Annotated in this window: 12 protein-coding genes; 5 read left to right on the plus strand and 7 right to left on the minus strand. The window is 44.5% G+C overall.

Going from position 1 to position 15,720, the window contains the following annotated elements:
- Positions 1-102: 102 nt before the first annotated feature.
- From MHI27_RS21195 to leuC, 6 genes are all read right to left on the minus strand, one after another.
- Positions 103-2,835, minus strand: a complete 2,733-nt coding sequence (locus tag MHI27_RS21195) for an S-layer homology domain-containing protein (RefSeq protein WP_405174666.1) — start codon at positions 2,833-2,835, stop codon at positions 103-105.
- An 87-nt stretch (positions 2,836-2,922) separates the two neighbouring features.
- A complete protein-coding gene (locus MHI27_RS21200) occupies positions 2,923-3,582 on the minus strand; it encodes a GerMN domain-containing protein (protein WP_405174667.1) in 660 nt (219 codons plus the stop codon).
- Between the two features lie 114 nt (positions 3,583-3,696).
- Positions 3,697-5,136, minus strand: coding sequence for an N-acetylmuramoyl-L-alanine amidase (locus MHI27_RS21205; protein WP_405174668.1), 1,440 nt, complete (start codon positions 5,134-5,136; stop codon positions 3,697-3,699).
- Positions 5,137-5,283: 147 nt separating this feature from the next.
- Entirely contained in the window at positions 5,284-6,852 is a 1,569-nt protein-coding gene (locus MHI27_RS21210) for an N-acetylmuramoyl-L-alanine amidase (protein WP_405174669.1), read from the minus strand.
- A 186-nt stretch (positions 6,853-7,038) separates the two neighbouring features.
- The gene (gene leuD / locus MHI27_RS21215) at positions 7,039-7,641 is read right to left on the minus strand and encodes a 3-isopropylmalate dehydratase small subunit (RefSeq protein WP_042190082.1); all 603 of its coding nucleotides are present in this window, start codon (positions 7,639-7,641) and stop codon (positions 7,039-7,041) included.
- A 29-nt stretch (positions 7,642-7,670) separates the two neighbouring features.
- The gene (leuC, locus tag MHI27_RS21220) at positions 7,671-9,095 is read right to left on the minus strand and encodes a 3-isopropylmalate dehydratase large subunit (RefSeq protein WP_042190084.1); all 1,425 of its coding nucleotides are present in this window, start codon (positions 9,093-9,095) and stop codon (positions 7,671-7,673) included.
- Between the two features lie 257 nt (positions 9,096-9,352).
- Here leuC and MHI27_RS21225 point away from each other — a divergent pair, with 257 nt between their 5' ends.
- Both MHI27_RS21225 and MHI27_RS21230 read left to right on the plus strand, forming a co-directional pair.
- Complete coding sequence (locus MHI27_RS21225) at positions 9,353-10,702, plus strand: FAD-binding oxidoreductase (RefSeq protein ID WP_405174670.1); 1,350 nt, start codon at positions 9,353-9,355, stop codon at positions 10,700-10,702.
- Between the two features lie 189 nt (positions 10,703-10,891).
- The gene (locus MHI27_RS21230) at positions 10,892-11,803 is read left to right on the plus strand and encodes a LysR family transcriptional regulator (protein ID WP_076284590.1); all 912 of its coding nucleotides are present in this window, start codon (positions 10,892-10,894) and stop codon (positions 11,801-11,803) included.
- On the opposite strand, the gene MHI27_RS21235 is transcribed toward MHI27_RS21230, so the two are convergent.
- Positions 11,775-11,981: a hypothetical protein gene (locus tag MHI27_RS21235; RefSeq protein ID WP_076284589.1), complete on the minus strand. Its 207-nt coding sequence runs from the start codon at positions 11,979-11,981 to the stop codon at positions 11,775-11,777. The genes MHI27_RS21230 and MHI27_RS21235 overlap by 29 nt on opposite strands.
- Before the next feature lie 422 nt (positions 11,982-12,403).
- On the opposite strand from MHI27_RS21235, the gene proB reads away from it, so the two are divergent.
- The 3 genes from proB to proC are packed head-to-tail and all read left to right on the plus strand — an operon-like array spanning position 12,404 to position 15,710.
- Positions 12,404-13,507 (plus strand): glutamate 5-kinase, encoded by a 1,104-nt coding sequence (gene proB, locus MHI27_RS21240; protein ID WP_042190091.1) that lies wholly within the window; start codon positions 12,404-12,406, stop codon positions 13,505-13,507.
- Positions 13,508-13,542: 35 nt separating this feature from the next.
- The gene (locus MHI27_RS21245) at positions 13,543-14,790 is read left to right on the plus strand and encodes a glutamate-5-semialdehyde dehydrogenase (protein ID WP_405174671.1); all 1,248 of its coding nucleotides are present in this window, start codon (positions 13,543-13,545) and stop codon (positions 14,788-14,790) included.
- A 50-nt stretch (positions 14,791-14,840) separates the two neighbouring features.
- The gene (proC, locus tag MHI27_RS21250; RefSeq protein ID WP_405174672.1) at positions 14,841-15,710 is read left to right on the plus strand and encodes a pyrroline-5-carboxylate reductase; all 870 of its coding nucleotides are present in this window, start codon (positions 14,841-14,843) and stop codon (positions 15,708-15,710) included.
- The last annotated feature ends 10 nt before the right edge of the window (positions 15,711-15,720 follow it).

Consider the following 15,720-nt stretch of genomic DNA (forward strand, 5'->3'; position numbering starts at 1 on the left):
AAATACAACTCTTATACTTTCTTATATTTCAAAAAAAACGTCTTGACGCAGGCAAAGCTCCTGTGTCAAGACGGTGATTCACTCAGAAATCCACCATTGCTACTATTGTTTCACAATTTCAACCACGATATCATTATTGAAATACATTATAATATTATCATTTTCTTTCAAAGATTGCACGGACAATGTCGTATCTCCTTGATGAATATATACATTTGAAGCAAGAGTGAACTGATACTTATCGTTCAGATTAGCTCTCTTAGTCACCAATGAGTTCGTCGTACTGTCATAGCGAGAGAATGAACGAGTTAACTGTGGTAACACACGAATGACTGTCGCTCCATCCGTGTCTTTACGAATCTCCACTCTGTCCGCTGTTGTTAAGTTACTAAGAGCAGTTGTTGTGGCGCCATCACGTATGATTCTAACCCCACCGCTTACAGTAAAGTTTTGTGCTGCTCCAGCATACTCCTTCACAATTAAGCTATTCGTTGCAGCTCCTACTGAACTAATCTGACCAGTTGTAAGCTTAACTGCCTGAATAGCGAGCGGTGTGCTTCCATCAAAAGTCACATTCAGAAAATCTCCCGATTTCAAAGCGGTTAGCTTAATGCTCTCACCGGCTTCATTTGTTATTGGGAGCGCCGCAGTATTAATCTCACTGGTCCCCCCATTCCATTTAATACTTATACGGTTGGTTCCAGAATTAACGGTTGCTGCTTCAACCTGAAGAACGGTCTTTACTTTCAATACTGCAATTAGATCCTGACTAGTTGTCAGTGAGGCTGTCACATTACTACCAACAGGAACATCACTTAAGGTTGGATTAGTCTTCCCAAAAATATCAACTAATTGTGGATAAGGCATTGTTATAGTTTGCCCACTGTCCTTAAGCTTCAATACAATTGTTTTAAAAGAAGAATTAACAGCAGACAGGGTTCCTTCGTACTTTGTGACAATTTCCAAAGACAGAGCCCGTTGACCTATTGCCGTTAAATTCACTTTACGGTTCTCAACAAGTTTCGTACCGACATTACTTAAGTTAGGAAGTACGCCTTCAATCAACAATTTTGTTTTTTCATCCAACTGAACGACATGTGCCTTTTTTTCAGTATCCATAACTGTCAACAGCTGTGTTTTAGTATTATAGTCAATAACCGTCGCTCCACTATACTGCTCAATTTGACGGCTTAACACTTCAATCTTTATGACTTGATCACTGCTGTTCAGCGTAAGCTGAATTTTGTCCCCACCTACTGTATCAGCTATAAGATCATCAGCCACAGCGCTATTCATATTCGGAATAACAATCACCGGCTTCGTGCCTAACAGTTTAACTTCACGTGTTCCGTCCGTTTTTTTATACACAACTGTTGAATTGCTCAGTTCGGTAAGTACACCTTGAACTGTCCGTTCAACACCTTCTGTCACTTCTACAGTACGTATCACATTTTCCTTAATCGTATATTTAACAGCAGCACCTGTCTTTAAATCTGCTGGCTGCAGCACTGATGATTGCGAGCTGAATAATGAAGTTCCATCTTCCCATTTAAAGGTTTCCACCGTACCAGCAGCATTTTTAAACGTAATGCTTTTCCCAGTAAGATCTATACTTTGAACGGTACCTGTCGTCGTTTTGTTAACAACGCCTGAAGTCACTTGAACCTTGACCACTTTATGTGACCCACTATAAGTTTCACGTTGCAACGTAACTACACTATCTGCTACCAGCGAAGCAGGTTCAATTGGAGTCCCATTCGCATCTACAAAGGTAGTCGTTTCATCATAGTAATATTCACTGAACCCAGTAGCTGATTTCAGCCATAGCTTATTACCAGGTGCTACCATTGCGAAGCTTCCGGAAAGGCTCTCCACTTGTTGTGTAGGGTCAGTCACTTCAACATAGGCTGCGTTATATGTCGCTCCAATTACAGTAACCTTTGTGTAAGGTTGGACATCACTTAGATTTATTCTACTTTCAGAAGCGCTTGTGTAATAAGCGGTGCTTGCTCCCAGGGTATATGTAGAAGTCTTTCCGTTGTTATAGACGGAGAGTTTCCCACCTGCTAATTGACTGATTGTTCCTGATACCGTGTTGTCATATTCAACCGTATTGTGAGCTTCTGCGCGGCTGAAAAAAGTCGCCAATTGAGCACGGGTCACAGCCCCTTGTGGATCAAAGCGATTACCGTCAAGACCATTGGCTAGTTTCAGATCAACAGCAACGTTGATGTACCCTCTTTTGTTTGCAGACACTTTAGCATCATCCGCAAAGCCTGTCGGCGCACTAGCTGCTACGGCTGCATCTGCACTTTTTCCTAGTGCACGAATTAAGAGTTCAGCAATCCATTCGCGGGAGGCTTTACGTTCTCCCCAAGAAGTCTTCAGATTATCTGGAGCCATTTCAGTCGCCTTATCAAGTAGGCCTTGTTGAAAAGCCAACACTACATAATCCTTGTAATAATTCGTAACCTTAAAATCATTAGGTAAGGCAACCGTAGAAGAAGTATCCACTTTATCCTGCAACTTCATAAAACGTAATGCCATAAGCACAGCTTCCTGTTGAGTTACAGAATCCCCAGGGCGGAACAAACCATTATTACCAACTACAATTCCTTGTGATGCTAATTTATAAATATGCTTTTCAGCCCAAAAGCCTGTCTTCACATCGCTAAAAATGCCAACAGATTGTGTAGTAGTTGTTGCTGCTGTAGCGGCTGTATCTGCAAACACTGCGCTTGCGCCACTAAAAATCATGGTTCCAGCCATAACAGCCGATACTGCTTTCGTAGAATAAGCCTTCAATGGACGTTTTGACCTTTTTTGCGCGGACAATAGATTATTCCCCTCTCTATGACTCAAATAAATAGTATAGTTTAAAATTCGTCAGTTAGATGCTTTTATCCTTTGTTGTAATAACAATTAGCTATTATCTCTAGTCATTGGATGCATTAGATCAACATGACCCATCAAGCTTTCAACCTTTTCACCATCCACCAAAACTTCGATGCTTTTTACTTCTTCAAATTGAAAATAGGTTTTGGCAAGTGATGAAATCGCTAAGGACTCCCCACCAGCACCCAGCTGTGCTTCATCCGGTTTATGAAGATCCATCACAATTTGACCATCAACAAACTTTAACGATTTCAGTTCAATCTTGCCCCATAATGATACAAGGTCGGTATTCTCGTTGCTTTGCAATGCTTTGAACGTCTCTGTATATTTCTGGGCATCGTCAGAGAAGCTAATGCTAGTCTTAGCAGGAATCAGATCCATAACTTGTGAATCCGTATAATATGCATCGATACTCTGGCTCTGTTTTTGCTTCTCTTCTGCTACTGGCTTTGCAGTTGCCTGAGTTTCTGTGTTGCTATTATCTGCTGTCGGTTGCGGAGTGCTAGTCACTTCGTTTCCTGGTTCATCGCTTGGAGCCGGTGTACTTTCTCCCGCACCACTTACAACATTTGAAGTCTCTTGCTCCACACCATTTGCTGGAGCCGCAGTAGGCTTGTCTCCACAGCCAGCAATCACTAGCAGAAGCAGTGTAGCGATCCCAATTGTACTCCATTTTTGTTTCATCATTAATAAACGCCTCCTCTAGATGAATACGGGCAGACAGGTACCGCAAAACCACTTCTTGCCTTTTAAAATAAAAGCAGAAAGCTGACTTTGCGGCGCTCGTCTGCCACTGGTCTGTTATTTTATACCCAAATATTCCTTAATCCCACTCACTATTGAAGCCGCAACTTTGTTTTGAAGTGCATCTGTAAAGAGCAATGCTTCATCTTTTTTGTTGCTAAGGTATCCCACTTCAAGTAATACTGCAGGCATTTTCGTTTCACGGATAACATGGAAATTCCCATAACGTACACCGCGATCGCTAAGCCCTGTAGCTTGAACAAGATATTTATGCATCACGTTCGCCAATGCTTTACTGGCTTCCCGTTGATAATACGTTTCTGTTCCACTAGCTGATGAGGAACCTGAGCTATTGGCGTGTACAGATATGAAGATATCAGCTTTTAAATTATTCGCCATAGCTGCTCTTTCTTTAAGCTCCAAGAAAGTATCATTACTTCGTGTTAACACGACGTCAATATTACTTTCTTTTTTCAGCAATTCAGCTGTCTTAAGTACGATGGCCAAATTAAAATTCTTCTCGTATTTACCTGTAACACCCACTGCTCCAGAATCTTTAGCACCATGCCCTGCATCTAATACTACTAGCTTTCTGCCATTATTTCCTGGTTGTGTAGTAGTATCATCAGTGCTTTCCGCATTTAGATCGATTACAACCAGCTTAGAATCGTCTCCAGTTACGCTAACGTTGTAATTTTTAGCATAGTTCAAATCGATTACAAAACGTACTGTATAAGGATTCGTGCTATAAAGGGAGTAACGTACTCCTGATACATCGGGATAATCTTTCACTTCCAAGCTACCGTTTAGGTCAGGATCAAGGATCTGTCCTGTGCCAAATAGGTCTGAGAAGGTGGCATTAGGTAAATCAACAACTAACCGATCCGGCCCAGTCATCACTGTCACTTTCGGTACTGAATTACCCTCCATGGCTATGCTCAAACGATTTTCGCTAAAGCTCACACCATTTACCATCGCTAAATTCTTAGAAGGATCTACCGGCGGTACAACCTCAGATCCACCATTTTCAGTATTTCCACCTGAACTGCCGTTATCATTTGAGGATCCTGGGGTAATAATATACACACTCTTCTTCACGTTGTCCCACGAGACATTTAATCCGAACTGTTCACTAATGAACCGAATCGGTACAAGTGTCGTATTACTACGAAGGATAGGTGCTGTGGTAAGTGTTACTGTCTTGTCATCAACTGAGGCTATCTTTTGATTCACAACCAATTTGATGACTTTTCCTTGCTGTTCAATCGTTACCGTCTTGCTCTTCTGATCCCAACCCACCTTATATCCAAGGCTTTCAGAGATCAACCTTAACGGCACCATGATTGTATCATTCACATTCTCAACCGGGACATTTTGCCCTGCGGTCAGCTCCTTGCCGTCCAGAAAAATCTTACTATTCCCGGCAGCAGCATGTCCGTTCTCAGGCAAAACAAATACTAAGAGCAACAAAAACAACATCAAACTGAATTTCTTCATTCTACACCTCTAAATCTAGTATTCGCCTGTGAATGGCGATCGTGATGGCCTGTCTACGTCAACCTCAGACCTCTATTAGACGCTAATAATCTATAAAGGTTGCGAATATATTCCATAAAAATTGAGAAATCTCACCAACATTAAGCATTAAAGTCCTAGATATTCCTTAATACCGGCTACAATTTCTCTCGCTAATTTGTCTTGAAGCTGCTCACTATACATCCCTGATTCATTTCCTGAATTAGTAAGATACCCCACTTCTAGAAGTACTGCCGGCATACTGGTTTCTCTTGTAACATGCAGGCTTTTCGTTCTTACTCCGTTGTCCTTGAATCCAGTACCTGCTATCAGATGTTTGTGCATGACCTGAGCAAGCGGCAGACTCCCACTACGCGAATAGTACGTTTCACTGCCATTTATTTTGTCTCTATTCGGATAACCCAACTCTAGTGAATTCCCATGCACTGAAATAAATAGATTAGCCTTTGCTGCTTCTGCGATATTTACTCGATCCTGAAGACCCAACGTAATGTCTTCAGTCCTAGTAAATACGACGTCAACCAAAGCTTCCTGCATAAGTAGTGTTTGTACTTTACGGATAACTGCCAGATTGAAGTCTTTTTCCAGCTTACCCGTGAGACTGACTGCTCCTGATTGTGTCCCTCCATGACCCGCGTCGAGAACTACAACTGGCTTTCCTGTCATTCCACTACCACCTGAGGGGTTCCCTTCACTGCCTGTAACATTCAAATCCAGTGTCACCAGTCCAGTACTTTCATCCGTACTTAATTGATAAGGCTGGCTCCCGACCGTTTGAATCACGAACCTAACAGTAGAAGGACTTACACTGAACAACGCATACCGGATCTCAGAAACTAGAGGGTAACCAGTAACATCCAGCTTCCCTTGCGGACTTCCGTTTGTGGTAATACTCGGTAGACCTCCTACGAAATCAGGAGCAAAAGCTGCACCGGGAAAATCTACGACGATTCGATCTGGACTGCTCATTTTTGTGATGCTAGGTTTAGGGGCCCCAGAAACAGCGATGATTAATCGATTCTCAGTGAAGGCTGCCCCATTTACCAGCGGACCTGCTGCATTCACACCAGTGCTTCCTGGTACTGAGGATGATTGTGGTGTCGGTGAGGGCAAAACACTTCCAGTGCTTGTGCCATTATCCACGCCGGGTGTAGTAATCTGGGTTGGAGAAGGAGTACTTGTTGCTGTTGGACTAGTAACGGTTCCCTCAGGTGTAGCCACCGAAGCTTGTCCACCCGTCAAATAGACCGTTTTATCGCTATTATCCCAGCCAACCTTTAGACCGAACTGCTCACTTACGAAGCGAATCGGAACGAGAACTGTACCACCGCTTTGCTTGGGTGCTGCGTTTAAATCAAACGTTACTCCATCCGCATCAGCTGTTTTTTTTCCTACAGCCAGCTCAATGCTTTTTCCATCTTGGTGAACCGTTACTTTGCGGGCCTTCTGCTCCCACAATACCTCAAATCCAAGATTCTCCACTACCACTCTGACGGGAATCATAACGCTACCATTGACATTCTCAAGTTTAATTCCTTTTGGCAAAGCAAGCTCTTGATTGTCCATAATAATTCTGCCTGAGCTGCTACCAGCTGCGGCAGCTTCACGTCCAGTGAATGATAGTAATAATAATGGCAGCAACAATAGTAGCAACGTTCGATACCCAACTCTTCTCATTTTCCCGCTCCTTCTGCAAGTAATAGATCTAGATAAGTATTAAGACGACAGAAATCACCAAATGTTTCCTTTATCACCAATCAATATTTCGATTATAGCAAAAAAACTTCTATTTCCGACACCCGGAAATAGAAGTTTTGCGTAATTTTTGTAAAAGTTAAGAATCAAACCAGTTATATCCTATTATTAAGAGAATAACTTAGCCGCATGACGCTCTTCATACGCAGCAATTTCATCTGCATGCTGAAGGGTTAATCCGATATCATCCAGACCTTGCAGCAAGAACTGACGACGGTGCTCATCCAGATCAAAGCTGATGCTCAGTCCAAATTCATCGTGAAGTGTATTGCTCTCAAGATCCACGGTCAATTGGTAGCCATCATGCTCGGCTGTCCGATTAAACAGCTCATCCACTTGCTCTTCCGAAAGCTTGATCGGCAAAATGCCATTCTTAAAGCAGTTGTTGTAGAAGATATCTGCATAAGAAGGTGCAATGACAACTCTGAACCCATAATCCATAATCGCCCAAGGTGCATGTTCCCGTGAGGAACCACAGCCAAAGTTAGCACGTGAGATCAAGACAGAAGCACCTTTATAGCGTGGCTTATTCATTTCAAAGGCAGCGTTATCGTTACCAGCTTCATCAAAACGCCATTCGTAGAACAAAAATTGTCCAAATCCTGTCCGTTCAATCCGTTTCAAGAACTGCTTTGGGATAATAGCATCCGTATCTACATTCACCCGATCTACTGGTGCAACAATTCCTGTTAATTTTTTAAAAGCATCCATAGTTTTATCCTCCCGTGTTCTCTCTAGTTCTATGAGCTGACAGCTTCCGTCTTATAGTTCCAATCACGTACATCAGTGAAACGGCCTTTTATCGCAGCTGCAGCAGCCATAGCTGGGGATACCAGATGCGTGCGTCCACCGCGACCTTGACGTCCTTCAAAGTTACGGTTCGAGGTAGATGCACAGCGTTGCCCAGGTTGCAGTACATCAGGGTTCATCGCAAGGCACATGCTGCATCCCGCTTCGCGCCATTCAAAGCCCGCGTCAGTAAAGACTTTATCAAGCCCTTCCTTCTCAGCCTGCATTTTAACACGACCAGATCCAGGAACAACAATGGCAGTAACCTTGTCAGAGACTTTATGGCCTTTTGCTACCACGGCTGCCGCTCTCAAATCTTCGATCCGTCCGTTAGTACAAGAACCGATAAATACATAATCAATTGGAATTTCAGAAATAGGAGTTCCAGGAGTCAAATCCATATATTCAAGCGCTTTTTCAGCAGCTTTGCGTTCATTTTCAGTGGTAAAGTCAGCCGGATTTGGCACGCTAGAGTTGATATCTGTACCCATGCCCGGGCTAGTACCCCAAGTCACTTGTGGAATCAATGTCTCCACATCGAATTCAACCACCGTATCATACTGAGCACCTTCGTCACTAACAAGACTCTTCCATCCTTCAACAGCAGCGTCATATGCTTCGCCTTGCGGCACATATTGACGTCCACGCAGATAGTTAAAAGTAGTTTCGTCAGGAGCGATCAAACCTGCTCTTGCTCCACCTTCGATCGACATGTTGCAGACGGTCATACGTTCTTCCATCGACAGCTCACGAATAGCTTCACCTGTGTATTCAATTACATAACCTGTTGCAAAATCAGTACCATACTTAGCAATAACACCAAGGATCATATCCTTTGCTGTTACACCAGGATTGCGTTTACCTGTGAAACGAACTTCCATAGTCTTAGCTTTGGATTGCTGCAAACATTGGGTAGCCATTACATGTTCAACTTCACTAGTACCGATACCAAAAGCCAGCGCACCAAATGCTCCATGTGTGGAGGTATGGCTGTCACCGCAAACGATAGTTTTACCAGGGTGCGTCAAACCGATCTCAGGTCCCATTACGTGTACAACGCCTTGATCGATATCATTCAGGTCGAACAATCTAACTCCAAAATCAGCACAGTTTTTAGAAAGTGTATCAATTTGCTGCTTGGAAATTGGATCCTTAATGTTAAAACGATCCTTGGTAGGAACGTTGTGATCCATTGTAGCGAAAGTCAGCTCAGGACGGCGGACCTTGCGGTTACTGAGGCGAAGTCCTTCGAAAGCTTGTGGAGAAGTTACTTCATGAACCAAATGCAGATCGATATAAATAATGCTAGGTTTACCTTCCTCTTGATGAATAACATGATTATCCCAAATCTTTTCAAACATTGTCTTGTTGCTCATAATTTCACCTCATTAATAGAATCGTTCATTGGAAGAGAGCGTGGAGTCTCTCTTGAATGATCTAAATATAACATCACCATCTTTATAATTCCAAGATATGATATCTATAGAAGTGATAGGTTTAACCTATAAATTGAAGATGATTTTTATGCTGAGACCCTAGTCAGCCCACTCCTTAGACGAATGCCCTTCATACTATATCGGGTCCTGGTTGTTGAAATGCAGTGCATTTGTTAGCGCAGAAGGAGTTGGAACAATTGAGGTCAGGAACGAGACTTACCGGGCGAGTTATTTTCAAAGGTGATCAAGGGTATGAAACGGCACGTAAGAATTGGGATCCGCATACTGACAAATTCCCGAAAGTGTTTGTTTTCGCACAAAAAACACAAGATGTTGCGAACGCCATAAAATGGGCTAACGAGAATAAAGTCCCCATCCGTGCAAGAAGCGGTAGACATTCTCTGGAGGTTAATCTTTCACAGGTCACCGGAGGAATCGTCATCGATGTAAGTGAAATGAAGAAAATCAAACTAAATAAAAAATCAGGAACTGTTGTTGTGGGTACCGGAAATACTGTGGGGAGAATTGCACACACGCTTGCTGGGCAAGGATATATGGCTCCATTCGGCGATAGCCCTACGGTTGGAATCGGAGGCATCACCCTAGGCGGGGGTATCGGGCCGCTCCAGCGAACCGTGGGCCTTGTTAGTGATAATCTAATCGAACTCGAAATGGTTGATGCCAAAGGGAAAATTATTCGTGCCAATAAGAATAGTAACTCTGATCTCCTCTGGGCTTCCCGCGGAGGTGGCGGGGGGAATTTCGGAGTTTACACCAGTTACAAATTCAAAGTACGTCCTGCTCCAGCTTCGGCTACCGTTTTTCGTATCACCTGGCCTTGGGATCAGTTCGAGAAGGTATTCAAAGCTTGGCAACTCTGGGCTCCTTGCGTTAATACCAAACTGGGCAGTGAATTATCCATTGGTCCGAAAAAAGGCGGAAATGTCACTATGACGGGGCTGTTCCTCGGATCAAAGGCAGAGGCTTCCCGCCTCTTAAAGCCCGTTACGAGCGTTGGAACGCCTACGAATCAAATCATCCGCTCTATGCCCTATACAAAAGTAGTGAGTTTTATGTTAGCGCCTGATCCAGTGCTAACTCAAAGAGTCAGCAACCAGTTCTCCAGCGGTTTCGTAAGAAAACCCTTCCCGGACAAGGCAATTAAGTCCATGCGTGAATTCTTAGAGAAAGTGGAGGGAGAATTCGCAGGTTTCTTTTTCCTCAACTGGGGTGGAGCTGTGAGCCGTAAGTCACCCAAATCTACAGCCTTTTACTGGCGTAAAGCGAAATTCTATGTTGAGTGGAATAGCTCATGGATCAAGAAATCGGAAGCTGCCAGAAATATATTCGTAGTACGAAATACACGTCGGAAACTGCAGCCATTTATCGTGGGGAGCTACATCAACGTTCCAGACCAGGGAATTAAAAATTCCGGACCAGTATATTATGGAGCGAACTATCCTAGATTACGGAGAGTCAAAGCTAAATATGACCCGGGAAATATATTTAACAACCCTCAAAGCATCTCTCCAGCCCGCAAAGTATAGTAAGACGTAATAGCGTAGCATCAAAATTAGACCGGCAAACATAAAGGACTCCAGCGAATACTGGTAAACCACACCTTCCTATTTGCCGGTCAGTGCGTTCGTGCACGAACTTACATGCGAACCTATATAAAACTTCAGTTTCATAGGTTATACTTATAAGTAAAAACAATCTCCCAAAGGAGTTTATACATGGAACTGAGACAACTACAATATGTACTGCAAATCGCAGCCGAAAAAAACTTCTCCCGTGCAGCGGACAAGCTGCACATTGCCCAACCATCACTCAGTCAGCAGCTTTCCAAGCTGGAAAAAGAGCTCGGTGTAATGCTGTTCCAGCGAAATACCAGCTCTGTTGAACTGACCTATGCTGGATCTAAATTCGTAGAGCAAGCCCAAATCATCATTGATGGCGTAGAACTGCTGCGACAAGAAATGTCTGATATTTCTGAACTGCGTACCGGGCGCGTCGTTGTAGGCAGTATGCCGATCACTGGTGCACATTTACTGCCGCATGTGCTTCCGGTTTTTAAACAAAATTACCCGGAAGTAGAAATCACTCTGCTCGAAGACTCCTCCATGAACCTAGAGAAGCTCACTGCGAGTGGTCAGACTGATTTAAGCCTGCTCTCATTGCCGCTCGAAATTCCGGCACTTGCTTACGAAGAACTGGGTGAGGAAAGGATCGATCTTGCAGTCCCACCCGAACACCCGCTAGCTAAACGTAGCTTAGATGGAACTAAGACCTCTTTGGAAGAACTAAAGGACGAGCCATTTATCGTACTTAAAGAAGGCCAAGGCTTCCGTAAAATGACTATGGATCTGTGCCGAAACGCTGGCTTCGAACCAAAAATTGTTTTTGAGAGCAATAACATGGAAACAGTTCAGTCACTGGTCGCCACTGGAATGGGTGTAACTCTTGTGCCTCATTTTATTGCCCGTGCACCGCGGAGTGAATTCGTCCCTGTCTACTTACCGCTCACTGATCCTGCCCCTAGCCGAACACTTGTCGTAGCCTATCGACGCGGACGTTATTTATCTAAAGCCGCTAAGGCTTTTGTAGAAACATTTAAATCTACGGTATCTGAATTAACCGAAGAATAGACCCTTGGAAGGCCGCTCTGATCATCTGACACCGAGCCACACTTTCATTAACTGGCCCATTATCGTTAGGTGTCCCTGTATGATCTTCCACAAATTCACGAGTTACACTATTCTGGAACTCTGCTTTTTCGTTTAGATCTTGATTCTGCGCCTGCTCAGGATTGTTGTCTTTAGTCAATTTAATCCACCTCTTGGTAACAGATTATACCTTTACTTAGAGGTTAAACAGAATAATCAAAGCTTTCTAATGCGAGAAATAGTTCCTTCGTTTTTCCTTTGCAAAGCAACCATCTCCATGGTATTCTATTGAAAATAAGTGAAACGTGCAGACGGGACCAGTAAGAATGAGTCTAACCGCGCCTAGAGAGTAAATTCCGACAGGCTGAAAGAATTTACCGCGGTTTTCGTTCCGAATCCTACCCCCGAGCGGCCTGTGCTAAGCAGGACGGATCCTCCCGTTACGAGAATGAAGTCGGATGATCCCTCATCAATGAAGGTGGTACCGCGGAAGTTTACAAGCTTTCGTCCTTTGCTAAGTCTAAGGATGGGGGCTTTTTGTCGTTTTCAGCATCTATAAAAATACTGAGGAAGTGAACAGATATGACGACACGAATCGTAGTCAAAATAGGCAGCAGCTCACTGACTGGAACAGAAGGCGGATTGAATCGCGAAGCCGTGTCATTCTTCGCTTCAGAGATTGCCGAATTGAAGAGAAACGGCTGCGAGGTGTTATTAGTAACCTCCGGTGCTGTAGCCGCAGGCTTTCGCAGTATCGGTTATCCTACACGTCCGAAGCTGCTGCATGAGAAGCAAGCAGCTGCTGCTGTAGGCCAAGTACTGCTCATGCAGGCATATCAGGAAGCTTTTGCCGAGCATGGAATAACCACAGCACAGATCCTACTAACCCGTACCGACTTTTGTAGTCGCAGAGCTATGAACAACGCGATGATGACGGTAGAAGAGCTGCTTCGCCTAGGAGCGGTACCCGTATTTAACGAGAATGACACCGTCTCCGTTGATGAGTTAAAATTCGGTGATAACGATACTTTGTCCGCGCTGGTAGCTAACCTGCTGAAAGCCACCAGATTGCTCGTCTTAACTGACATGGATGGCTTATATAGTGGAGATCCTCGGAAACATCCCGACGCTGTTCGCTATCAGTTCGTTGATGATATTACGCCGGAGATTTATGCTATTGCTGGTGGAGCTGGCTCTAGTGTGGGGACAGGTGGCATGCGTTCAAAAATCGATGCTGCCAAGATCGCTACACGAGGCGGTGTGCCCGTCTTTGTTGGGAGAGCTACCGAACCAGGGGATTTACAACTCGCAGCGACAGGCTCGGGCCGAGGTACTTATTTTGCAACCAAGTTATCTTCTTTACCTGTTAAAAAGCAATGGCTTGGCTTCATGTCCACCCCACTCGGCTCCCTGTACGTTGACGAAGGCGCCGTTGAAGCGCTGCTTCATGGCGGTCATAGTCTGCTGCCTGTCGGCGTCAAACAGATCGAAGGTAACTTTCACGCTGGGGATGTTGTAGAAGTCCTTGGACCAGACTCCAAATTGCTGGGACGCGGGATTGTGAATTACGATGACACTCAGCTGCGCAGTATTCAAGGTTTACCCAGCCGTCAGATTGTACCGAAGCTGGGAGAAGTACACCGGCTGGAGGTCATTCACCGTGACGAATGGATTACATTGAGGTAAAAATTTTGCCCATATAAAATTAAGGAGGAATCGTCATGAGTGAAGTTGTCAATAAAGCAAAATTAGCCAAGGAAACCACCGGAGTATTAGCGAGTCTAACTACCGGCCAAAAAAATGAAGCACTCTTAGTTATGGCTGATGCGCTGCGTCGTGAAGCTCCAGCTATCATTGCTGCCAACCGGGAAGATCTGGAACGCGGACGCTTAAGTGGTACTCCCGAGTCCATGCTTGATCGACTAGCGTTAGATGTAGGCCGAATTAACAGTATCGCAGAAGGACTTCAACAAATCGCTGTATTACCTGATCCAATTGGTGACACGCTAGAAACTATTGAACGTCCAAATGGTCTCAACATCCAGAAACTCCGTGTTCCACTCGGTGTCATCGGCATCATCTATGAAGCACGTCCAAACGTAACTGTTGATGCCGCTGGTCTGTGTCTAAAGACTGGTAACGCTGTTGTGTTGCGTGGTGGCTCCTCCGCCCTGTCCTCCAACCGACAAATTGTCGAGGTTCTTCACAACGCTCTAGCAAATACTTCAATGCCGAAAAATGCGCTACAGTTGATCGAAGATCCCAACCGTTCCTCCGTTGATGAAATGCTTAAGCTCAACGGACTACTTGACGTGATTATCCCTCGCGGAGGAAGTTCTCTGATTCAAAATGTTGTGCTTAACGCAACCGTGCCCGTCATTGAAACGGGTGCAGGCATCTGCCATACTTATCTCGACGCAAGCGCTTTGCCAGAAATGGCTCAGAACATTAGTCTGAATGCCAAAGCACAGCGCCCTTCAGTTTGCAATTCCATGGAGACGCTACTCGTTCATAAGGATTACGCAAACGAGTATCTGCTTTCTTTGGCCGAAGCTTTCCGTGATGTTAACGTTGAATTACGTGGCTGCCAGGAAACATTATCCTTTGTTCCATGGGCATTACCTGCAACATTAGAGGACTATGCTACTGAATATAATGATTATATCTTGAATATCAAAATCGTCAGCGATTTAGACGAAGCTATGCAGCATATCGCCCAGTATGGCACGAAGCACTCGGAATGTATCGTAACTGAAGATCCGGATAACGCTTCACGCTTCTTACAGGAGGTTGATGCTGCAGCTGTTTACTACAATGCTTCAACCCGCTTCACAGACGGCTTTGAATTTGGATTTGGTGCAGAGATCGGCATTAGTACACAGAAACTCCATGCCCGTGGACCGATGGGTCTGCCTGCTCTTACTTCAACCAAATATAAGATTTACGGAACAGGTCAAATTCGGGGTTAGTGTCCATGCATCCGTTTTTAATTACACCACTTTTAGGAGGATTTTGAGCCATGTGTCAGCAACCTTCCATTCCACTTATGAATCATAATATTGTATTTTATGGCGCAGGCTCTATGGCAGAAGCCATCGTTCGCGGGATGATTAGCCGTAGTATCGTAAAATCCGATAATGTTATTATGCTTAACCGTAGCAGTAGTGAACGTCTGGCAGAACTAAGAAGTCGTTACGGTGTAATCGGTACAAATGATCCTGAACAAAAAACAGATTACCTACGGAACTCACCAGTAATCGTGTTGGCTATGAAACCAAAAGACGCTGCAGAAGCACTTCGGGGACTCAGCCCACTTCTCTCACCTGATCAGATCATAGTCTCTGTAATTGCTGGGCTGTCCATTCGAACGATGCAAGGTCTGCTTGGCAAAGAGCAACCCATCGTCCGTACTATGCCGAATACTTCTAGTTCCATAGGTCTTGGTGCCACTGGCATAGCCTTTTCCAAAGAAGTAGATGAGAAAGGACGACGCCTAGCACTCAACATCTTTGAAGCTGTCGGACTAACAACAGTCATTGATGAAGAACGCATGGAGACCTTAACGGGTATCTCCGGCAGTGGGCCTGCCTATATTTATTATATGATGGAGGCAATGATCGCTTCCGGTATACGGGGCGGACTGCCGCTTGATCAAAGCACGGAGTTAACCGTTCAAACGGTTCTTGGCGCTGCTAGAATGGTACAACAGACGGGCGAGGATCCAGCTGCACTTCGTAAAAAGGTCACATCCCCGAATGGCTCTACACTAGCAGCGATAGAAGTACTCGAGCAGGGAGAATTTTTCGAAACTGTCATCGCGGCAGTAAATCGCTGTGCCGAACGTTCCCGTGAAATGGGCGCTGCGCTTGAGAAAGAGCTGCATTCGTAAAATAAAAAGA

Origin of the sequence: Paenibacillus sp. FSL H8-0261, assembly GCF_045040645.1 — a bacterium.
In the GTDB taxonomy this organism is placed as follows: Bacteria; Bacillota; Bacilli; order Paenibacillales; family Paenibacillaceae; genus Paenibacillus_AQ.